The 21,873-nt window shown below is 34.7% G+C and carries 21 protein-coding genes and 1 pseudogene; 9 read left to right on the forward strand and 13 right to left on the reverse strand.

The genetic code is table 11. The annotated features are described in order from the left end of the window. Window positions 1-5 precede the first annotated feature (5 nt). The 6 genes from FLV_RS12155 to FLV_RS20005 all read right to left on the reverse strand — a co-directional run bounded on the left by FLV_RS12155 (window position 6) and on the right by FLV_RS20005 (window position 8,829). Complete coding sequence (locus FLV_RS12155) at window positions 6-1,058, reverse strand: beta-ketoacyl-ACP synthase III (protein WP_243234116.1); 1,053 nt, start codon at window positions 1,056-1,058, stop codon at window positions 6-8. A gap of 241 nt (window positions 1,059-1,299) precedes the next feature. Beyond that, entirely contained in the window at window positions 1,300-2,124 is an 825-nt protein-coding gene (locus tag FLV_RS12160; protein WP_243234117.1) for a universal stress protein, read from the reverse strand. A gap of 62 nt (window positions 2,125-2,186) precedes the next feature. Continuing rightward, entirely contained in the window at window positions 2,187-3,458 is a 1,272-nt protein-coding gene (locus FLV_RS12165; protein ID WP_243234118.1) for a TolC family protein, read from the reverse strand. An 80-nt stretch (window positions 3,459-3,538) separates the two neighbouring features. Continuing rightward, window positions 3,539-6,673 (reverse strand): efflux RND transporter permease subunit, encoded by a 3,135-nt coding sequence (locus FLV_RS12170; protein ID WP_243234119.1) that lies wholly within the window; start codon window positions 6,671-6,673, stop codon window positions 3,539-3,541. A 22-nt stretch (window positions 6,674-6,695) separates the two neighbouring features. Next, window positions 6,696-7,724 (reverse strand): efflux RND transporter periplasmic adaptor subunit, encoded by a 1,029-nt coding sequence (locus FLV_RS12175; RefSeq protein ID WP_243234120.1) that lies wholly within the window; start codon window positions 7,722-7,724, stop codon window positions 6,696-6,698. 199 nt (window positions 7,725-7,923) lie between these two features. After that, window positions 7,924-8,829: an AraC family transcriptional regulator gene (locus FLV_RS20005; protein ID WP_243234121.1), complete on the reverse strand. Its 906-nt coding sequence runs from the start codon at window positions 8,827-8,829 to the stop codon at window positions 7,924-7,926. 293 nt (window positions 8,830-9,122) lie between these two features. Here FLV_RS20005 and FLV_RS12185 point away from each other — a divergent pair, with 293 nt between their 5' ends. Both FLV_RS12185 and FLV_RS12190 read left to right on the forward strand, forming a co-directional pair. Beyond that, window positions 9,123-9,416: a putative quinol monooxygenase gene (locus FLV_RS12185; protein ID WP_243234122.1), complete on the forward strand. Its 294-nt coding sequence runs from the start codon at window positions 9,123-9,125 to the stop codon at window positions 9,414-9,416. A gap of 58 nt (window positions 9,417-9,474) precedes the next feature. Next, on the forward strand, window positions 9,475-10,371 hold the full coding sequence (locus tag FLV_RS12190) for a helix-turn-helix domain-containing protein (RefSeq protein ID WP_243234123.1): 897 nt from the start codon (window positions 9,475-9,477) through the stop codon (window positions 10,369-10,371). A gap of 397 nt (window positions 10,372-10,768) precedes the next feature. On the opposite strand, the gene FLV_RS12195 is transcribed toward FLV_RS12190, so the two are convergent. Both FLV_RS12195 and FLV_RS12200 read right to left on the reverse strand, forming a co-directional pair. Next, the gene (locus FLV_RS12195) at window positions 10,769-10,996 is read right to left on the reverse strand and encodes an MEDS domain-containing protein (RefSeq protein ID WP_317235669.1); all 228 of its coding nucleotides are present in this window, start codon (window positions 10,994-10,996) and stop codon (window positions 10,769-10,771) included. After that, window positions 10,956-11,243 carry a DUF6010 family protein gene (locus FLV_RS12200; protein WP_317235670.1) on the reverse strand — a complete coding sequence of 96 codons (288 nt, stop codon included), beginning with the start codon at window positions 11,241-11,243 and terminating at the stop codon, window positions 10,956-10,958. The genes FLV_RS12195 and FLV_RS12200 overlap by 41 nt, the downstream gene beginning before the upstream one ends. Window positions 11,244-11,484: 241 nt before the next feature. Here FLV_RS12200 and FLV_RS12205 point away from each other — a divergent pair, with 241 nt between their 5' ends. The 6 genes and pseudogenes from FLV_RS12205 to FLV_RS12230 all read left to right on the forward strand — a co-directional run. After that, window positions 11,485-12,081 carry a TetR/AcrR family transcriptional regulator gene (locus FLV_RS12205; protein ID WP_243234124.1) on the forward strand — a complete coding sequence of 199 codons (597 nt, stop codon included), beginning with the start codon at window positions 11,485-11,487 and terminating at the stop codon, window positions 12,079-12,081. 61 nt (window positions 12,082-12,142) lie between these two features. Then, window positions 12,143-12,601 carry a hypothetical protein gene (locus FLV_RS12210; protein WP_243234125.1) on the forward strand — a complete coding sequence of 153 codons (459 nt, stop codon included), beginning with the start codon at window positions 12,143-12,145 and terminating at the stop codon, window positions 12,599-12,601. A 17-nt stretch (window positions 12,602-12,618) separates the two neighbouring features. Further along, on the forward strand, window positions 12,619-12,921 hold the full coding sequence (locus FLV_RS12215) for a DUF3817 domain-containing protein (protein ID WP_243234126.1): 303 nt from the start codon (window positions 12,619-12,621) through the stop codon (window positions 12,919-12,921). 10 nt (window positions 12,922-12,931) lie between these two features. Beyond that, entirely contained in the window at window positions 12,932-13,312 is a 381-nt protein-coding gene (locus FLV_RS12220) for a rhodanese-like domain-containing protein (RefSeq protein ID WP_243234127.1), read from the forward strand. 631 nt (window positions 13,313-13,943) lie between these two features. After that, complete coding sequence (locus FLV_RS12225) at window positions 13,944-14,819, forward strand: hypothetical protein (protein ID WP_243234128.1); 876 nt, start codon at window positions 13,944-13,946, stop codon at window positions 14,817-14,819. 311 nt (window positions 14,820-15,130) lie between these two features. Continuing rightward, window positions 15,131-15,601 (forward strand): annotated as a pseudogene (locus FLV_RS12230) (TonB-dependent receptor domain-containing protein); the annotation flags it as partial. Between the two features lie 810 nt (window positions 15,602-16,411). Here FLV_RS12230 and FLV_RS12235 read toward each other — a convergent pair. From FLV_RS12235 to FLV_RS12250, 4 genes are all read right to left on the reverse strand, one after another. After that, window positions 16,412-16,789, reverse strand: a complete 378-nt coding sequence (locus FLV_RS12235; protein ID WP_243234129.1) for an ester cyclase — start codon at window positions 16,787-16,789, stop codon at window positions 16,412-16,414. Between the two features lie 792 nt (window positions 16,790-17,581). Continuing rightward, window positions 17,582-18,187, reverse strand: coding sequence for an aspartate/glutamate racemase family protein (locus FLV_RS12240; protein ID WP_243234130.1), 606 nt, complete (start codon window positions 18,185-18,187; stop codon window positions 17,582-17,584). 196 nt (window positions 18,188-18,383) lie between these two features. Next, complete coding sequence (locus tag FLV_RS12245; RefSeq protein ID WP_243234131.1) at window positions 18,384-18,536, reverse strand: hypothetical protein; 153 nt, start codon at window positions 18,534-18,536, stop codon at window positions 18,384-18,386. Window positions 18,537-18,647: 111 nt separating this feature from the next. After that, on the reverse strand, window positions 18,648-18,854 hold the full coding sequence (locus tag FLV_RS12250; protein WP_243234132.1) for an aspartate/glutamate racemase family protein: 207 nt from the start codon (window positions 18,852-18,854) through the stop codon (window positions 18,648-18,650). A 1,100-nt stretch (window positions 18,855-19,954) separates the two neighbouring features. Between FLV_RS12250 and FLV_RS12255 the strand changes: the two genes are divergently transcribed. Then, window positions 19,955-20,800 (forward strand): AraC family transcriptional regulator, encoded by an 846-nt coding sequence (locus FLV_RS12255; RefSeq protein WP_243234133.1) that lies wholly within the window; start codon window positions 19,955-19,957, stop codon window positions 20,798-20,800. Between the two features lie 38 nt (window positions 20,801-20,838). On the opposite strand, the gene FLV_RS12260 is transcribed toward FLV_RS12255, so the two are convergent. Further along, complete coding sequence (locus FLV_RS12260; RefSeq protein ID WP_243234134.1) at window positions 20,839-21,537, reverse strand: DJ-1/PfpI family protein; 699 nt, start codon at window positions 21,535-21,537, stop codon at window positions 20,839-20,841. Window positions 21,538-21,873: the final 336 nt, after the last annotated feature.

The raw sequence follows: 21,873 nt of genomic DNA on the forward strand, positions 1-21,873 counted from the left end.
AGGTTTTAGATCTGCTCCAAGACAGCACCATATAGTAACTTTTTGCTTTGGCGCACTTCGCTTTGATGCCTTCTTTTTCGCATAGTACCCCACTTCAGGCATAATGCTCCCCAAGAAAAACCAGCCCCGAATGTTGTAATGAGTAAATATTGCCCTTTTTTGAAATCATCTTTGAAGTCCCATAAACACAAAGGAATGGTTGCTGATGTAGTATTGCCGTAACGCTCAATATTTACCTTAACTTTATTTATATCTATGTTCAAATTTTCGCTGACTGTTTTTATAATTCTCAAATTAGCCTGATGCGGTATAACCCAGTCGATATCCTCTATTTCTAATTCATTTTTAATCAATACTTCCTTTGAGACCTTGCTCATTAAGGAAACCGCTTTCTTAAATACATGTAGGCCTTCTTGTTTGATAAAATGGCTGCGATGAATAATACTCTGCATAGAGGCAGGCATTTTAGATCCCCCTGCAGGTACAAATAATGACGATGTACCCCCACCGTCTGTTCGTAGAATACTTTTCATCATACCATAATCTGACTGCGTTTTTTCCAGCAAAACTGCTCCGGCGCCATCTCCAAATAGAATGCAGGTATCACGGTTTTCATAATCAACAATAGAACTCATTTTATCTGCTCCTGCTACAATTATTTTTTCATAACGACCACTCTGAATCATACTAGAAGCTAATTCTAAAGCATACAAAAAACCGCTGCAAGCAGCGTTGATATCTAATCCAAAAGCATTTTTAAGACCGTTTTTTTCGCATACTTTACTGGCCGTTGGTGCCAGAATATAATCCGGAGTTGCGGTAGCTATTATCAAAGCTTCTATTTCATTACGATCTACATCATACTGTTCAAGGAGATTTTCGATAGCTGCAGAAGCTAAATCAGATGTTGCGGTATTTTCATCAGCTATCCTTCTCTCTTTTATACCTGTTCTTTTTTCAATCCACAACTCTGATGTTTCAACTTTTTCGCAGATTGTTTTATTATCTAAAATTGCAGCTGGAACATATCCTCCTACAGCTGTTATTACTGCATTCATTGTTTAATATTTTTTTATAATTTACATTTGATTGAGAAGTAGTGCACGAATAGAAAATTTAAAAGGCGCTAAAAAAAGATCAATTAATTTTTCATTCTGCAAATCGATACATTTACACTTAAAATTACAACAACAAGGGCCGCGTCCAGTAAGTATGAAGATTCAGCTTTGAACAAATCAAAAAAGCTTACCAAACACAACTACTGTGCGACCTCTTAACTTTAACCAGCAATTCCCGATTTTAATAATTCGGGATTGACAGCAATGGTATCTCCATACCTGCAGCCATTATTCTGGTTTTGCTTATATGAACCAGCGAGTCCCAAAAGCCATATTTTCTAGGCATCATTACTAAAATATCGGCGTTATACTTTTTGATTTCTTTTTTTATCTCTTCAATGACAGCGTTGGACCTCACGCTTTTATAAATGTATTTAACATCCTCAAGCTCCTCTTCTCCGGTTAACCTTATTGAGTGCTCTTCTTTAAGTTCCTTTATGCTGTTATTAACGTTAAAAATTTCAATTTCAGTGCCAAGGGGTTCAGCTATATTTCTAATCCAGCTGAATTTTTTAATCGATGACCAGCCTACAGAATCCGATGCATAAAGAATTTTTTTTAACTTATGAAAATGTGCATTTTTAGGCACTGCCAAGACCGGAAAATTTATGTTTTTAATTACCGATGTTGTGGAGTTTCCTAATAATTCCTGTGCAAAAGATCTTTCAGCCATTCCCATGACAATAAGATCGGCACCGGTAGTATCAATTATAGATATCAGTTCATCTTCTAAAAAAGAATAGCTGCAGAAAGTGCTTACTTCAATATGAAACAGTGCTGCTGTTGCCCTGCCTAAGACATCAAGTCTTGAAACTGCTTTATCTAGCTGTTTTTGCATTTCGCTGGCACTGATTAGTGAATTTGCGCTGTGTACAGATAACGAAAAAGAATTAAACAATACTAGTTTTGCGCCTACTGCTTTTGCAATTTCTGCTGCATAGTTAACAGCGTTTGCCGCTGTCTCAGAATAGTTCGTGGCAGCAATAATGGTCAATTGTGAAATCATCTTTTAAACTTTTATAGTTATAAAATCGGAGAAATTCAAGTTTACTTTTCAAAAAAAGGAGCCTAATATTCACCTATTGCTTTTCTGTACTTAGCTTCCATAATTTTATATGCTGCTTTAGCATCTATAACATCAGAGTATGCTTTCTGCCAGAGTACCTGTGCCTCTAATACATCTTCCCCCAGAATTGTTCCCGCATTAAAACGATCTTGGTTTAAACGAAGATTCTCTTCCGCCTGGCCCAATGATTTCCTGCTGAGTTCAATTTGTGTTAACGACTGGTTTAGCATCAGTCGGGAATTTTGAATCTCGATACTCAATAATTCCTTGGTTTCTTCCAATTCATACTTTCTGGCTTCAGTTTCAAAATTCTGCTCCTTTACTTTTTGCTTTCGCCCTCCCCAATCCAGTATCGGCACGGAGAGGGTCACCAATCCGACAAAAGCCTGCATATCATCACTCCCATTAGAAAAATTGATATTTTTCCCGTATGATGCCAGCCCGTTTGCGCTCACTGCCAGAGTAGGCATCTGGTTACCTTTTAACAATTTACCCTTATACTCATTGATTTCTATGGCTTTATTAAGTATTCCAATTTCAGAACGGCTATTTATGGCAGAATTAATATCAGTCTGGGCAATAAGCTGAACCTCTGCAGATGAATCTTCTTTGATATCAAATTCAACATCATATAAGCCTATTATTTGTTTAAGGTTCAGTTTAGCAATAGCAAGACCATCATTGGCTTTTGTTAGATTAAGTATTGCTTCATTTTCCTGAACTTCAACTTTTAGAAGATCATTTTTGTAAATCAGCCCTGCATCAAAAGAATTCTGAAGATCTTTTTTTAATGTGCTTAAAAGTTTTAAATATTGCTCAGCCAAAGCGATTTTTCCCTTTAGGTTAACAATCTGCCAGTAGGCTGTCTCTGCGCTCAGCAATACTTCATCTTCTGTTAAATCTTTCTGAGCCGTCTGCAAATCGACAGCTGAGCTTGTCATTTTCTTTGCTGTTTGAATTTTATTTCCTGCATACAAAACCTGCGTTACTGCTACAGATCCATTGGCACTATATTCGGGAAGCAGGGCTTTAAAAGGGTCCGAAAGATAAAGTCCGAAAACGCTTGCGTCTACTGTTGGTTTTGCCGCAGCTTTTGCCGCAGCATTAGCCGCTATTGAAGCATTAATTATACTTTGTGCCTTCTTCAGTTTTTTATTGTTTTCTAAGGCCTTGCTTTTTACCTCCTGTAATGATAATTGCTGTTGGGCCTGAACAAATCCTGACAAGAACATCAGGAAGACCAGTAAAAATATTTTATTGTGATTTCTTTTCATGTCTATTCATTTTTTAAAACTTTCCTGTCAAATCTTTATCATAGTTCGGATTCAACAGGAAGTTTAAATTTCTATATTAATCAATGCGTTGGCTTATACATTACATCCTCCTGACCGTCAGGCTGATTATCAGGCGCTTCATCGTGGATTATAGGATTTTTTAAAAATTTATAATACATCACGGGAACAACAAAAAGGGTAAGTATCATGGAGAAGATCAATCCAAAAGCAAGCACGCTTCCCAGAGGCGCCCACATAGGAGACTTGCCAGCAATCATAGGCAGAACCCCAACTGCAGCTGCAGCAGAAGTTAAAAATATGGGTCTCATTCTTCTTTTTGCGGCTGCAATAGCAGCTGCTTTATGTTTATAGCCGTGATCCCGTATTAGCTCATCTGCATAATCTACCAGTATGATACCATTTCGCACTACAATACCTATTAAACTTATTATTCCCATAAAGCCAGTCATTCCAAGTGGATTTCCCGTAACAAAAAGTCCTAAAAATGCTCCAAACAGACTCAACAAAAATGTACAAAGCACAATTAGTGATTTTCCAAGACTTTTAAATTGAAACAGCAGTGTTAAGAAAATAAGAACAAGACTTACTCCAAGGCATACTACCATACGGGGTGCGTTTTCTGCATTAGACTCTTCATCACCACCGTATTGAATAGTGGTACCACTTGGGAGTTTAAGAGCATCTATTTCGGGCTGGATTTCCTTAAGTATACGGGACGGTTTTTTCCCTAGCTGCGCTTCAGAGTACACACTCAACATTTTGAGTCCGTTTCTTCTGAGCAGCATTCCTGTATGCCATTCCGGATCAAGTGTCGCTACAGCTTTAAGCGGTACTTTTTTTCCGTATACAGTTGAAATATGCAGGTTTTCCAGTGCGGTAAGATCTTTTCGGCTCTTTTCATCAAAACGAAGAAAGATGTCTACCGTTTTATCTCCTTCCCATAAAGTTGAAATAGAATATCCTTTTAAACCTGCGCCTAAAGTCTGCGTAATTGCCTGATTACTTATACCCAAACGATTAGCCTTTGCATTATCTATATTAAGTTTCACGCCCATATAATCATATTCATTACTTAATCGAACATAATTTGCCCCTTCGGTTTTTTCTAAAATATCCTTTATTTTTGATGCTGTGCGCTTCTGGTCTGCTTCATTTTCACTTATTACACGTATATCAATGGGCGCCCCTTCCTGAAAGCTCAACTGTTTTATTTTTACCGCGCCATCCTGCATAAATCCTTTTAGCTTATCCAAATATTCATTTGCCATCTCATTGGAAGCATCACTATCGGTAGTAGTGATAAAGACCTGTGCAAAATGTTTTCTTGGAGTTTCAGGAGCGTATGAGGTATGAAAACGAGGAGAGCTCATACCTATAAAACTGGTTACATCTACAACACGTTTATCGTCTTTTAAGATTTTCTCTAATTCCTTTACTTTTTCTTCTGTTTTTTCCAATGAGGTTCCGTTTGGCATCCACACTTCCATATTAAACTGATTGCGCTCGCTTAAAGGAAAAAATTCCGAATCTACTTTAGTAGCAATAAAAATGGCAGCCACTACAGACAATACTCCCAAAGCAATAGTGATTTTTGGATTTCTAAATGCCGCTTCTATTCCCTTATCAAAAGTAGACTGCAGATGATCCAGTAAATTTTTCTTTATTGGTCTGTCGCTTATTTTGTGTTTTAAACCTTTCTTAATAAAAATGTAACAGGTGTACGGAGTAAACAGAAGAGCAACCAGCATTGAAACAATTAATGCAATTGCAACTGCTACAGGGAGATAAAACATAAAATCTTTAGCAACACCATCCATGAAGATAGCCAGTGGCAGAAAAGCAAATATGATAGCCAGAGTTGCTGTAAAGATAGGGATCATCAATTGCTTAGCAGCTTGCCAGGCACTTGTCCAGGGATCAATCCCTTCATCGAGTTTTTCGATATAGTTATCAACCACCACAATAGCATTATCAACCACCATTCCAAGCACTATGATCAGCGCGGCAAGTGTTACCTGATGCAATTCAACCCCCAGCATGCTCATAACAGCAAATGTAATAAGCATAGAAATTGGAGCTGCAGCAGATGCCACTGCGGCAATTCGAAAAGGAAGCAGTAACATAACAACTAAAAGCACCGAGGCAATAGCCAGACCAAATTCCTTCATAAAATGGCTGATACTATGCTCCACATCTTTAGGCTGGTTTACAATGGTCTTCATTTTGATATCAGGCGGAAATGTCTTTTGTATGGCTTTGATTTTTGCCTCTACTTCTTCTCCAAAAGCTACAATATTATTCCCAGGAAGCATATCAACAGACAAGACCATGGCATTGTCTTCACCTATTCGCACAAATGAAGATTTTTCTTCAAAACGACGTTCAATCTCAGCCACGTCTTTCAAGCGTACAATTGTTCCTGAAGGCGTTGTGTAAACAATCTGCCCCGCGATATCATTTTCATCCTTATAGCGGCTGTTGGTGTACACCGGGATAATATTATTGGAACCCATCGAAACCTCACCCGTGTAGCCAGTAACGTTCTGCTGCTGCAGGATTCCCATTAATGTCCCGGCATCTAAACCATACTGCTGCAGTTTATTGTCGTCTATCTTAATATAAATCTGCTGACGCTGTCCTCCCGAACGGTTTATTTTAGAGACCATGGGAATCACTTTGAGCCCATCTTCGAGTTTATCCAGGTATTTTTCTATCTCGGCATAAGAACGTTCTTTTGATGATACCGAAATAATCATCGCGGTTACATCTGCAAAATTACTGTTGATAAATGGACCGATAACTCCCTGAGGAAGTTTGGAACGCAAATTGGCATCCATATCAAGCTGCAGGGTATGCCAAAACTTTTTACGATCCTGTACTGTGGTATAAATTTCAGTTGTTATAAAAACTTGCCCTTCACGAACTTCCGACTTTACTTTTTTCTTCTTGATTTCTTCAAATGAAAATAAGTACTGTTCTATTTTTTTTGCTACTTCCTCTTCTACCTGATGTTCATCTGCTCCTGGATAGATGGCATAAACCAAAGCCGTAGGCATGTCTATTCGGGGATTTTCGCTGCGGGGCATATTCACTAAAGAATTAATCCCCATAATCATCAGAAGGACAACCAGCACAATGACAACCTGTTTGTGTTTCATTGCGGCTTCCAGAAAGTGTATGTTACGCTTTGTCATGTTTTAAATTAATTTTAGGAGATTAAAATTTGACAGGTGTCCCGTCTTTTAAATTGGTCTGCCCGTTTACGATAAGTTTATCTCCTTCCTGCAGCCCCTCTTTTACAACAACATCATTTGCAGCTGTCATTTTAGAGATATTGACCCTCTTTTTAAAAGCAGTGTTATTTGCTTTGGCAATAAATACATAATTTATATTGTCAGGATCACGAACCACTGAACTTGCTGGTATAATTACAGCATTTTGAATTCTCCCGGAGGTGATACTGATATCTGAGATCATTCCTGGAAGCAGCTGTCCTTTTGGATTGTCCAGACGTATTTTTACGATATATGTTTTTGAGAAATCATCTGCCTGCGGATTGATTATGGCAACCTTGCCGTTAATTTCTTTGTTTAATGACGCAATCGTAATTTTTGCATCGGCACCTATTTTTAATGCACTTATCTCATTTTCATTAATTGCCGCCACTGCATATACTTTATCCGTCTTAACAATTGTAAAAGCAGGAATTCCAGGTGCAGCCGTTGCACCTGCTTCAGTTAATTTATGGGTAATTATACCCGAAAAAGATGCATACAATTTAGTATCACGTACATTTTTAGATGCAGTTTCTTTACTGGCTTTTGCTTGTGCTAAACCTGTTTTTGCTGCAATGTAGTCACGTTCAGGAAGACTTGCTTTTTTGTAGAGCTGGTCTAAGCGACTAAAATTGTCCTGTGCTTGTTCCAGAGCGGCATTTGCCACGATAAGGTTATTTTGATAGGAGTTCTGCTCGATTGACGCTAAAAGCTGCCCTTTAACAACGTGCTCCCCTTCCTGCACCATTACAGCAGTTACTCTGCCAGAGACGCTAAATCCGATTGATACTGTATTATCTGCCTCAATAGTACCGCTGTATTGTAACACCTCAGGCTGAGATGAAAACGATATTTCTTTTATTTTAACCGGAACAGATTCGGCCGTATCGTTTTGATCTGTTTGCTTTTTACCACAGCTCACAACCAATAACATAACACTCAGAATAAAAAGGATATTCTTCTTTGACATTACCATATAATTTGCTTTTTAAATTTTAATTAAAAATCCCAATTCAGCCCGTACAACTGATGGGTACAAATCTCTATATAATGTTTAATGCACAAAAGGTCTGTTTTCAGCCAATTTTGGTCTAAAACAGTTATTTTTAAAAAATATATTTTGTGGTTTCAAATGTGCAAAGTAGACGAATGGTGCCGATTAACGGTTATTATTTATACTTATCACGAAATGCTTTTGGAGTTATTTTCATCTTCTTTTTGAAAAATTTACCAAAAAAAGATGGGTCGCTGAAGTTTAATTTTTCTGCAATTTCTGCAAGTGAAAGCGAACTGTCTACCAGCATATTTCGTGCTTCCATAACTACTGCTTCCTCAATAACCTCTCTTGAGGTATTGCCTGAAACTTCTTTGAGCAATTTTGAAAGATGTCCTGGCGTAATAAAAAGTTTATCAGCATAAAACTGGACATTTCTTTTATCTCTGACATGAATGGATAACAAAGAAAGAAAATCCTTAATTATCTCTTTTTTTCGATTGGTCCTCAAATCTACTTTATTGACTTGGTCTCTGTATATATCCATAATTTCTAGTGCTACTAAGTTGAAATAATGAAATATCTTTTCGTCTTTGTAATAAGTAAACCCATCTTCACCGACATTGAATTTGTGCATCTTTTTTAGCAAATCAAAAACAATTAAAAAATTTGATTCTGAAAGGGATAGCACAGGTGTATCTTGCAATTCTATAAAACGAAGCAACCTTACATCCTGATAATTGAGTATATTACGCAATGCAAACTCTTCAGTGAACACAATACCAATATTCTGCACAGGTTCAATAACCTCTAAAAAATTAATTATAGAATGCGGTGAGATGATCAAAATATCATTAGGGGATACAATAAAAGTTTCGAAATTAACCTGCACTTTCATCTTTCCGGAAATCATCAGCAATATTCCAGTATTTGTACTCTGAAATGGATATGGGAATGGACTCTCTACTATCGGTTCTTTATTGAAATGTATATGGAATTCTGCTCCCGTTGAGATTTCTTCACCAAGAATGTGAAGGATGTCCCATAAACTATAATTTTGAACTCGCGAAGATTTAGCCACTGATTATGTATTAGAAGTTGTAAAGATAATTTTTTACAATTGAATATGGTAATTTCAAGTTTTGCATCATTCTGGAGCTGCCTTCAATTTTTCCATAAAACGTTAAGGCGGTTTTTAAAGATATTTGACCATTCTAAGTTTTGTAGCAGAATCGTGGCGCATTGTATTTGGAGTTTCCTTCAATTTTCCACAAAAAACTACGGGAGATTAGTAGCAACTCGAGTTAATTAAGCTTTAGATTGGAATGTTTTTAGATTTTTAACAGCATTCCAATTTACATTAAAATAAAACACATGAAAAATAAAATTATAACCAACGCTGCTCTTCAAATTAATCCGGACTTTATTAATGAAGTGCTTCCGCTTGCGATTCAAACCAGAAACCATATTCTATTGGAGGAAGGATGTGAGAATTTTGTACTCATGCGAAAAAAGGAAGAACCCAGTACCATCGTGATTTTTGCTGTTTACACCTCAAAAGAAACGTATGACTGGCATCTCGAACAGGATTATGTGAAAACTTTTTTTGCTTTTTTAAGTGATAAACTAGCTGCCGTGCCCGAAGTAACTTATCTTGAAGAAATTTAAAGCGTTGCTCGTCATGAACTTTTTAAATGTAATTTTATAAGGTATAAAACTGTTTAATATGAAAAATTATAAAACGATAAGCGAGCTTTACACCTCAAACGGGTTTCCGCCTCCGGAAAATCCCCTGCTTGGTCTGGTAACTTTTGAAGATCTGAAAGGATGCAAATTTGAAGAAACTGAATTCACGATGGATTTTTATAAAATAGCTTTAAAAAAAGTAAAATCTGGCACCATTTTATACGGAAAGACAAAGTACGATCACGACAATGGCTCGATGGCTTTTGTAAAGCCCGGCCAGAAAATTACAATGAGCGATATTGAACTAACCGAAAAAGGATTTATGATTTATATCGATGAGGATTTTTTAATGAATACCAATCTTTATTCGGAAATAAAAAAATACGGCTTTTTTGATTATGAGGTAAATGAAGCTTTACATCTATCTCCAAAAGAGGAAGAAACCATCTGGGACTTATTCCATAAGATAAAAAGCGAATATTACAACAATCAGGATGACTTCAGTAAAGATATTATACTGACTCATATTGATTCTATTTTAAAATATTCACAGCGGTATTATAAAAGACAGTTTTTAAATCGAACTTCTTTATCAGGAACAGTAATCACAAAATTTACTGAGGCTTTGCAATTATATTTCGAAAGCGGGAAAATTCAAAAAGAAGGACTGCCAACCGTAAAACATATGGCATCAAAATTATCGTTGTCTGCAAGATACCTCAGTGATTTACTCAAACAGGAAACAGGCAAAACAGCTTTAGAACACATTCATATTTCTTTGGTTACAGAGGCTAAAAATCTATTGGCTGGCAATGATCTTACAGTAGCTGAAACAGCTTATCAATTAGGCTTCGAGAATCCGCCCTATTTTTCAAGATTATTCAAAAAAGAAGTGGGAATGACTCCAACGGAATATCGAGAACAATTTTTGAATTAAATAATTACAAAATTATTTATGCCTAAATTTTATCAATCCACAGGTTTTTGCATTGATCCCAATTTTTGAGCATTTTTGAAAACATGAAAGGGAATAAAAAAAACCGCATCGTAGTAATGATGCGGGTTTTCAACGTTTAGACCAATTTAAAAAATCAATCCTAGTGATCCCAGAAGGAGCGAATATGAACCTTTTACTTGAAGATTTGAAGATTTTGGCGGAATGTTTTGAATAGAAAAGGCAGTAAAATAACTATAACCTAATATTTAATGATAGCAATAAAATAAATCATCCAATCTGTCGGAATCCTATGTTGCAAAACCAATCATCATTTTCTAAACCTTTAAACATGGATGTTTCCCAAGAGTTTAAACTAATAGCTGCATTAGAATTACCTTCATTTTGTAAGTAAATTAAAATTCCATTCGCCCCTGCTCCGAGGATTTTTGACGATCGTTCCATCCTTGATCATGTAAGGATGTGTAAGTGATATTTCTGTAATTGTACTATGGCTAAAACTATTAATATCATACATACAGATCATAGAACAAGAATGTTTTAGAATGAGCAAATTGAGACTTAATTCATATTCCAATAGTTGATCGATTGCGGGCAGGTTCTTCAATTCCTATCATATAGTTTCTGGTCAGCCCCTTATAGGCCACAACAGAGACCAGTGTGCAAAATGCAAATTCCCATTCTCCTAATCCACTGCTTAGATATGCAGCGCCCCCACCTGCCACTATGATAGCGCCCATACGCGTCCGATTCTCCTTTTTGACCAATGAAAATATTCCTATGTATGTAAAGGCAATAATAACTGCGCCGATTACCTGCGGCATTCCAACTTCAGGGACAATGTGAGTTTCCATATTTTTTTTGCCAAAATTAAGACCAGGATTATATTCCGAGTTAGGATTTTTATTGGTTGTTATAGGACATATTAATCATTTTAATTCCCTGCCTTTTATATTACTCAAGTTTATTCAATGCAATACTATTTTGAAGTTCACAACCTTAAAACAATCCATCTGTTTCAGTATCCAATTATTTAGATTTGCAAATTAGTAAGATTATCTTTTACTTTGCAGAAAAATACTAATTAGTATCTTTATGAAAAAATCATTGACCACGCGTCTGTCCATTCTTCAGAAATCCTTCGAACTTATATATACCCATGGTTATCAGGCAACCAGTATTGATACGATTATAGCAATGACCAACGTTACAAAAGGTGCCTTTTTTTATCATTTCAAAAATAAAGATGAGATGGGCCTTGCAGTTATCAATGAAATCATGTATCCACTGATGCATAATGATCTTGTAAAGCCTCTTCTGGACTCTACAGATCCGGTGGATGACATATACAATATGATCCGTTACCTGCTTCTGGAAAATCCCTTCCTGACAATGAAGGACGGCTGCCCTGCCGGAAATCTGACCCAGGAAATGTCGCCTTTGAGTGATGACTTCAAACAGGCTCTTTCAAAACTTTCCCAAGAATTTAAAGACGCCATGAAAATTGCTATTGAAAGGGGGCAAAGAAATGGTATAGTTAAAGATGATATTCACAGTGAAGATATTGCAGTTTTTGTTTTATCAGGCTATTGGGGCATAAGGATTTTCGGTAAAATCGCAAATGACGACAAATCCTATAAAGCTTATTTACAGGGACTTAAATTCTATCTGGAAAGTTTACTGAAAAAATAATCAATAAAAACATACCAGTTAGTATGTTTTTGTATACTTTTGCATTATTAAATTTTTAATAATGTATCAAACACTCACATTCCTACATTCCACTATACGCTGGTTTGTCCTACTATCACTGCTGTATTCTATTTTTACGGCTTACAGGGGCTACTTTAATAAAGCATCGTTCACCCGAACAGATAATTTGATAAGGCACTGGACAGCTACAATTGCCCACCTTCAGCTTATGCTGGGCATCATTCTTTATACCCAGAGTCCACTAGTTAAATATTTCTGGAAAAATACAGGCGAGACTTTTAATGACCTTGAATTTTTATTTTTTGGCCTTATCCATATCGCTTTAATGCTTACGGCAATAATTGTTCTGACCATCGGCTCAGCAGTTGCCAAGCGCAGAACCGAGGACCACCAAAAGTTTAAAACCATGCTGTTGTACTTTTCCGCAGCTCTTCTGATTATTATAATTGCTATTCCGTGGCCATTCTCCCCCCTTGCTCACAGACCATTTTTTCGATAATTCAATTCTATTATATTATGACACATTTAATCAAAACGAACATTGGACGTTTAAGAATTTTGGGATTTCTTGAGGGAATTTCACTTCTAATACTGGTTTTCATAGCGGTACCGCTTAAATACATTCTTGCGCAGCCTGCAGGCACCAAAATAATGGGGCCGATCCATGGTGCTTTATTCCTACTGTTCATCTTCAATGCCCTCAGCGTAGGTGTTGAACAAAGGTGGAGTTTCAAGAATACGACATGGAAAGTTTTACTGGCCTGCATAATTCCTTTTGGAACTTTTTATGTGGACAGCAAAATTTTAAGTAAAATTTAATCCTTTACCCATGAAATTAAAAGCCTTACTTCTAATTGCGGGATTGTTCATTCTAGTCTACATCACATTTCGCACGTATCGAATTTTAAATATTGACCAAGGTCTTGATACGATGGTAAAAAATGGCGCAGTAATTCTGGATGTCAGAACAGCCGCAGAATACAAAATGGGACATATAAAAAATTCTGTAAATATTCCACTGAGCCAACTGCGAAGTGACAGTCTCCCATTTGAAAAAAACAGCAAAATAATAACGTGCTGCTCCCATGGATTACGAAGCGTTAAAGCTGTTACAATTCTCAGGGAAAAGGGATTTAAGCACTCTTACAACGGCGGGGCCTTATCCGATTTAGAGCAATATTTAACTACTAACACTGCGGGTAATGATTGAAGTATTTAAAACAACGGTACACTCCCGGGAACAATCAACCAAACTAGTGACTTTATTGCAAAGGACGTTTCCAGAGACCTCATTTATTTTTGATCTGGAGGACTGCGATAAGATACTCAGGGCCGAACCCGTAGAATCCTATCAAATTGACGCCATTAAAAACAAGTTAACTGATCTTGGTTTTGGTTGTGAAATACTCGAAGGATAAGACATTGCGCCCTGCCTTTCGAACATTATCGATCTTGAATGTTCAAATATAAAATAGTTACAATACTAAAGCTAAGATGATTTTTTCATTTTCATTTATTGCAAATATTTGAGAGTAGTACCCACACCGTAAATTAATTCCTTATAGTTTAAACCATCACCATGCGTTACGCAGTGCTGTATAAATAAAAAGCATTCCACTTTGAAACATTAAAGCATGTTTGATCCTCTCACCAATTCAAAATTCATAGTTAAAACAACACTATGTCCTTTACTGAAAAATATGAATTATCCAAGTATTAATTTCCATGGCAGAAGTAAATTTTATTTCGTTAAAGCTCTATGCTTCTTTCAATTAGTAGGGTTAACTGTATTATTGTTCTCGTGTTCTAACGCAACAACGGTAAATTTACCCCAGAACAATATGGATTTCCCTAAATCCCTGAATGAACTCAAATTATTTAAGGGTTTTATAGCAGACTTAACCCCTGCAGATAACGTTCAGGTGCTTGAACTCTCCTCTACTCTATTTACCGACTATAGCGAAAAACAGAGGCTGGTAAAACTACCTGACGGCACAAAAATGAAAGCTAAAAACGACAACCTGCCTGAGTTTCCTGAAAAGACCATACTGGCCAAAACTTTTTATTACACTGCTGCCCAGACAGGTGGCAAAAAAAAGATTATTGAAACCCGCGTTTTAATAAAAAATGAAAATAAATGGAATGTCGCTACCTATATCTGGAATGAGCAGCAGACCGACGCCTTACTCTCATTTGAAGGTGCATCAGTAGCTGTAGATATTGTGGATCCACAAGGCCAGGAAAGACAAATAAATTATAAGGTACCCACCGGCAAAGAGTGTGTTGACTGCCACGGTAATTTTAAGGAGCTGACCCCTATAGGCCCAAAATTAAGGAACCTTAATATTAATATTATGGTTAACGGAAATAAGATTTCGCAATTACAACATCTGAAAGACAAGGGATTACTCGAAATAAAAGAACATGCATCCATAAGTGTACTTCCATCCTATAAAGATTCTAATCAGCCTTTAGAAAAACGAGCCAGGGCCTATTTTGAAATGAATTGTGCCCATTGCCATAATCCATCGGGTTTTGCCAGAGCCTACAGTCTTAATCTCCGATATGAAACTGAATTTGAAGAAAGTGGAATTTATTTAAACAAATGGAACATAGAGCATAGAATGAAAATTCATGATATGCCAAAATTAGGTACCACGGTAGTTGATAAAGAAGGCCTGAAGTTACTCAATCAATATATAGCAACCCTAAAATAAGAAGTTAGATATGATCAGCATCATTATACTTAGAAAATTATTTGTGACTATTAGGACGATACTTTTCTTATTGCCGTTACTTAATTGCAAAAGGGGAATAAGGGAATATAAATATTTGGAATAGCGTTATCCGCCCTAAATAGGCAGATATTCTATGCCGGACTGAAATTTAAAACATAATAATCACCACCGAATCTCATGAACGGAGCCAGATTTCAGCAATCTGAAGTTTACCAATTTTAATTTAACTCAGTCCCCATTATTTTAGATCTTTAATTTTTACCGTATGGTTAAATTCACTTCCTGATAAGGTTTACCAATTTGTAAATGTCAATGGTTATCTGGACACAAAAGGAACTGAAACAAATTTAAAATTAGGCTATAAAGACTTTAAGTTATTTCTAGGTTATACCTATACAGATGCTTCCATAGATACTAACGGAATAAAATCTCAAAATCCTTTAACAGCTAAACACAGATTAAACAATGTTTTGATGTATGAAGTTGAAGAAAAATGGAAAGCTGGATTAGAAGCATATTATTACAGCCCACAAAAATTAAGCGATGGTACAACTGGAAGAGATTACTGGATTTTTGGTTTCATGGTGGAAAAACTTTGGGATAATTTTTCAGTCTACGCCAACTTTGAGAATTTTACGGATACCAGACAAACCAAATTTGTAAGCGTATACACAGGAACTATTTCAAATCCAGTTTTTAAAGATATTTATGCGCCGCTGGATGGATTTGTTGTAAATGCCGGGATTAAAATAAAAATTTAATTTTTTTTAAAAACTACATCTGTTCATCGTAAACTTTTTTTTCTTAAGCTATTCGAATTAAAAATAACTGTAAAATTAATAGATGAAACATGCTATAGAAAAACGGCACATATTTTTCGAACTGATTTGTCCTGAAAAAGATTGACCTGATTAGTAATATAAAATTAGTTCAATCGGAACAGAATTACTTTTGTTCCGATTTACTTTTTTCTACTTTTTTTTTTAGGTTTAGTTTGATTTTATAAATTTTCTTGATTTGGAGTTAAAATATTTATTTATAAATTCACTCTGATTTTGATTGCAAAATAATATGGATTGCTGGACATACTTTTTTAAATTCTCAAAATCATCAGGGATCTCAGTTAATCCAAACTCTTCTTTTAAAATACTTTTTACTCTTTCTGCTGTGAAATACTGAATTATCTTTACTCTCAAAAAATGGATTTAAATTGCGAGAGCAGATTCAAGCTAATCCAGAAATAAGTATAAAATGTGTCCCCTATATCTTTTCCACCTCAAAAAATCAACAAAATGATCGCCGTAAAGAATCTTTTTTTAAGTAAACTGAATATATAATTTTTCCAAAAAGAGCACTGTATATTATTACAATTAAATAATAAATTGGAGTAATAGTAGTATTACCCATTAAAAAGCTATCCCCAAAGCAAATACCCTGATTAACCATTAATTAAATTCTATATTTCTTCTAATAATTCATAATGCTCTTAGAAAGCATTATTTTGAAAGAGCACGAAATAAAACTAGTATTTTTTTTAAAATCTAATTATGTAATCTATAACCTATTTTTATTTAAAACAGTGGATTACTATTAGCGCGATTATCGGGCATCTGCATCATAGCATCCCAATGTTCCGCTAATTTTCCATTTTCAATACGATAGATATCTATAAATCTCCATTCTTTTCCAGACATCTCATAGCGAGAATGAAGAATTACAATATCGTCATCTACAACAATGTGTTTGAAATCTATTTTTTGTTTTGGCACTCCTTGAGATATAAGCATCTCAACAAGACTTTTAACTCCTTCTTGGCCATCAGATATAGTCGGATTGTGCTGCACGAAATTCTTACTCACATATTCATCTACTCCAGTAGTATCTAAATCACCGAAAATTTTTTGATAAGCTGTAATAGCAATCTGTTTGTTTTTTTCTTCTTGTGACATGTTCTTTTATTTTTAAATATTATTTGCACGAAGTTATTGAAAAAAACGTCAACCATACCTATACACACCTTTTAGTTAGGTACTTACCAAATGGTTAGAAATATTAAATATCAGTAAAAAAAAATCATAAATATTTTTCAATCACAGTAAAATTGTCTTATTCTGAGGTGATTATTACCTTTAAATAGGTCACAGAAATTGAAAATTATTTTTTGAATTATAAATATCATAATACTCAGTAGTAAAATAATTTAAACAGCTTCCATAATTTTTATTAGTAATGGAAGCCTTTGGAAAATCATTTAAACAGTTATATTTTCCAGTTAGACTCCCCTAAAATCTTTTTTGCAGAATTTATTTATCCATAAAAAAAATAGGTTCATCAAAAAATCCATCTGACTTTTTAATGACGTAAAAATCAGTAAAAATATGCTCTTCGTAGCTATCAAAATTTTCAGACTTCGAATTTATTTTTTGCTATTCTTTATACGTTGTAGATACATTCAAAATTATTCCTTCACTGCTTTTTAATTTGAAGTACGGATTGCGTAAAAGATCATTTTTGAGAGAAAAACATAATGATCCAATACTTTTTTTTCAGAATCAGGATACTCTTTTTCAGCCTCAGGATCTGAAACGCCTTTATGCGTTTTTTCTATCCGATCTTTAAACAGATCATTAAAAATATTATGGACATCGATCAGTTTAATATACTATTGTCCACTAATTTCCTATCGTGCTCTAAGGTATTTTTGTTGATCTTTATTAACAGGCTTTTTTGGAAATCCAAGATTAAAATGCAATGTTGACGATTTTTTTTGCCAATATTAATGTCGGATCTACCAATGGAATACGCTTGTTGCCTCTAATTATTTCTGTTTCATTTTTGAACATCAAGGGGAGTTCGGTACACCCCAGAATTACAATATCTACATTATTATCAATAAGATAATCAGCCGCTTTCATTATATTATCTTTACAAACCCCTTTTTGGAAGCCTGCTTTTACTCCATGATCTCCATAAATACTTTCCATTACAAATTGTTGATGCATTTCATCTGGTACAACTACTTTGAAATTAAACTCTTTAAATATTTCATGATAAACATGGCTTTGAATTGTTCCAGATGTTGCCAGCAGACCGACTTTTGCTTTACTACCAAATTTGTCTAAAATAAACTCAGCAGTTATTTTGAGCATATTTATAATTGGAATCTTTAAATGTTCTTGAATACTTTCAACAAATGCATGCGCTGTATTGCAAGGAATTGCAATAGCATCTGCTCCCTCAGCTTCTAGTCTTTTACATATTGAATACATTGCAATGGTTGGATCAGTCTCTTTACGAACCAAATTTGCAGTACGGTCTGGAATCTGCGGATTTTGCTCCACAATCATTTTTTATGTGATCCTGATCTTTTTCTGCTGGAGTACTTTCAATGATCTTATTCATGAAATCAACAGTTGCAGCAGGTCCTACACCTCCCATAATTCCTAATTTAAAAATCTTTTTAAGATTTCTTTTTGTAGTTCCAAGAGCATAATCTGCATAAATTTGATTTACATCAATAACAGGTATTCCTCTTTTCCAAAGTTATTCTGAAACAAGTGAAATTTCAGTAATCATCCGAAGAATAACTTCACATCCTTGATCTAAAAGATTCAAACAGACGGTAGTAATCTGCTCAAGCGAAACACCATCTAAATATCCATTTTTAATACCTATTTCTCCATAAATCGCTTCCATTATTAAATCTTGTTTATCTGGAAAGACCAAATGAAATCCAGATAAATATTTTTTATCTATAGGAAGATTTTTTACAAAATTAGAAGTAAGTACCCCAATTTTTGTATCTTTTTATAATTTTGTCGTAATATGATTCTCTAAAGCATTAAAAATATTGACAATTGGAATTTCAATTTCTTTTTGTAATTCTTCAATGAAAGAATGACTTGCAAAACATGGAAGAAGAATTTTTGTAACATCTGTTTTTTCAAAATTTTTACAGACATTATAAGTATAATATTTTCTAGATTTGATATCTGCCTCGTCATTCAGCGGCATATTAATTTGATTGTAAGGCTGCTGTTCAAATATAAAAAGTAATCTAACTGATTTCTGAGAACTTCTTTATTTTTAAGAAGTTTAAAAAACAAATCTCCTCCAGAAAGCGTTCCAAGTCCTCGAATTACAGCTATTTTTTTCCATTGCTAAATAATAATTCTAAAATGTAAAGTTAGTCATTTATAATTTTATTTATGCCCTCTTTCTGCAAGAGGTAGAAATTCTGCAATTCATTCTGTAGCATATCCGCTCTCTGTTAATTTTTTAGTTTTACTTAGCTTTTCACATCAGTAAAGATCAACATGCTAATATAGTAATCATATAAAAATCTTTAATAAAGTAGTTAGATATTTGAATGCTTGCCGTTATAAGTAAAGTTTCAGAGAAATCTGAAGCTTTTTTTTTATTATTATTCTATGATAATTAAGTTTAGATTGTGAGTGGTAAGTCAGGAAATATTAGCACAGCTTTCTATTATAACTTTCAATGAACTGCTTTTCTTTTTATTTTTTTAGCAATTCTAAATCCAAAATAGTCATTTCGTCTGTCTTTTGGAAATTGGTATTAAACTTCGTGCATAATTCTATATTTTAAAGGCTTTCCATTCTAACTGTGGGTTTCGTAGAATCAACTAACAGTTTGCGAAATTTTATATTTTCCTTCTTCTACTATTGATCCTAGAGGATTCTGTCTGCTTACTTGCTTTCTGTACAAAGTTTCCGACCGAAGGTGCAGAGTGTTTTTGCTTCCATCTTAAAGAAAACTAAATTGTAGAAAATAAAAAATCTACCTGAATGAATTAGGCATGCTTTAACCAAAACAAACCGCTTATATTAAAATTTTAAGTTTTCAGCTTGTATTATTGACTCTAGTTCAAATTATTTAACAGGTAATCAGATAGAGAATTAAAAAAATATTCTACAGAATATCGATTATAAAAGTGATTTTGTGAAATTGGCGAAGAAATGCTAAATTTGAAAATCGGCAAACTATCAATTTCATGAAAAAAAAATGCAGTAAGAAAAAAATTGTGTATCTACAAATGAATTTTTATGCAGAAAATAGCAAATTCTTAGTAGCTGAATTGAAAACTTAAAATAATGGATAATATCTTACCTAGATATAACATCAACTTAAAAAATGATTTTGTATTCCTTGAAAAAGAGGATCTGCATCAATTTATGCATTTTGATCTAAATGCGCACAGCCACAACTATTATATCCTGAGTTTTTTATACGAGGGCAAGGTTGCCCATCTTTCTGATTTCAAGCATGAACTAGTTTCATCTCCAGCAATTTTAATGCTGGACATAGACCAGGTTCACACGCATCCGGACATGAGTGGCTGCAAAATAGTTTCGATAGCATTCTCTACAAATTTCATTTCAGATCAACAGCCTAATTTTTTACAAAAAGTAAGTAAAATATTTTCAAGGCCCTTTATCAATATTTCTTCCGATGAACTTAATCAACTCGATGAAATCATCATGATTATGTCAAGAGAATGTTCAAGGGTAAACAAGGATTATGAATTAATTAAATCCTTATTGTATGTGATTATAGTCCAATGCAATAATCTTTCAGAAACATATCCCGTTTTTGAGCAGAATAAAAATGGATGTTATGACATTTTTAAATTGCTTTTAAAAGAAAATTTCATGAAACAGCATCAGGTAAAATTCTATGCCGATACACTCAATGTAAGTACACGTGTATTGACAAGATTAGTTAAATCCTCAACTTTTAAAACTCCCAAACAGCTTATAGATGACCATTTGTTACTGGAAGCAAAAAGACTTCTATACTGGTCTGAGGCCTCAGTCAAGGAAATTTCTTGGCAGCTGGGATTTGAGACTGACAGTTATTTCAACCGGTTTTTCAAGAAACATACCGGTAAAACTCCAAAGGAGTTTCATAGAAAACATTCTGATGATAAAATAGAATAACTACTGACAAATTGAATTCATCAGTAGTTAATTGAGTTTTATTTTTTTAATAAAAAGTCCATATCATTGTAGCGGTCGTATACCATACCTTGAGCAATTTCATCTGCAAAATCTTTACCGTGTATCAATTCTACAGCCTCAAGTGCCGTATCTATTCCAGAAGTAACTCCTGCCCCTGTCAAAAACTTACCATCTGCTACAAATCTTGCCTCTTGCTTTACTTTTATTTTTGGATGTGATCTCAGCTCATCTAAGGACCAATGGTGCGTAGTTGCCGCACGTCCATCCAGCAGACCCGTATTGGCTAGTATAAGACCTCCGGTACAAACTGACATTGTAATTTGGGTCTTTTCATTTTGCTTTACAATCCAGTCCATCATATTTTTGTCTTTGGATATAGTTCTGACAATCTCCGGAGATGTACCGGGAATGATAAGGATATCTGATTGAGGAGCATCATAAATCGTAAATTGAGATACCAGGTTTACTGTTCCGCCATCCATAATTATTTTCTTTTTTTCTGTAGCTGATACAGTGTATATTTTGTATTTCCCAGTCATATTATTGGCCTTTACAAAAACATCTATTGGACCTCCCGTATCTACTATCTCTACTCCATCATACACTAAAACTCCTATATTAATCTTACGATCATTTGGAATTTTGAAATTACCATTTTGTGCATTGCTATTTAGTGTACAAAAGAAAAGTGAAAGGGCTGCCAGCGCAGTTTGCATTATTTTCATGTGAAATTTTAAATTTATATAATAATTCATTGTAGGCGCAATATCTTATGCCGGCTAAGCTATTTGTGCGCCGCTGCAAAAGTATGTACGGCTCTGTCTTTAAAAATTACACTTTTGGCATCTTTAATTGTACTTTGATGCTGCACCGAAAATTGCATAGAATGGACTTCAAAAACATGCTATGTAAAGGCAGCGTATTGCTTGTACTAAAAAACTAAAGCCAAACATTAGAGCACAAAACAATTAGTGTAAATACCTATACAAAAAGCTCCTTTATCAAAGTTAACTGGAATGTTTCTCTATATTTTCTGCTTCTTTCTTTTTTGG

This window comes from Flavobacterium pectinovorum (assembly GCF_022802975.1).
GTDB classification, from domain to species: Bacteria; Bacteroidota; Bacteroidia; order Flavobacteriales; family Flavobacteriaceae; genus Flavobacterium; species Flavobacterium pectinovorum_B.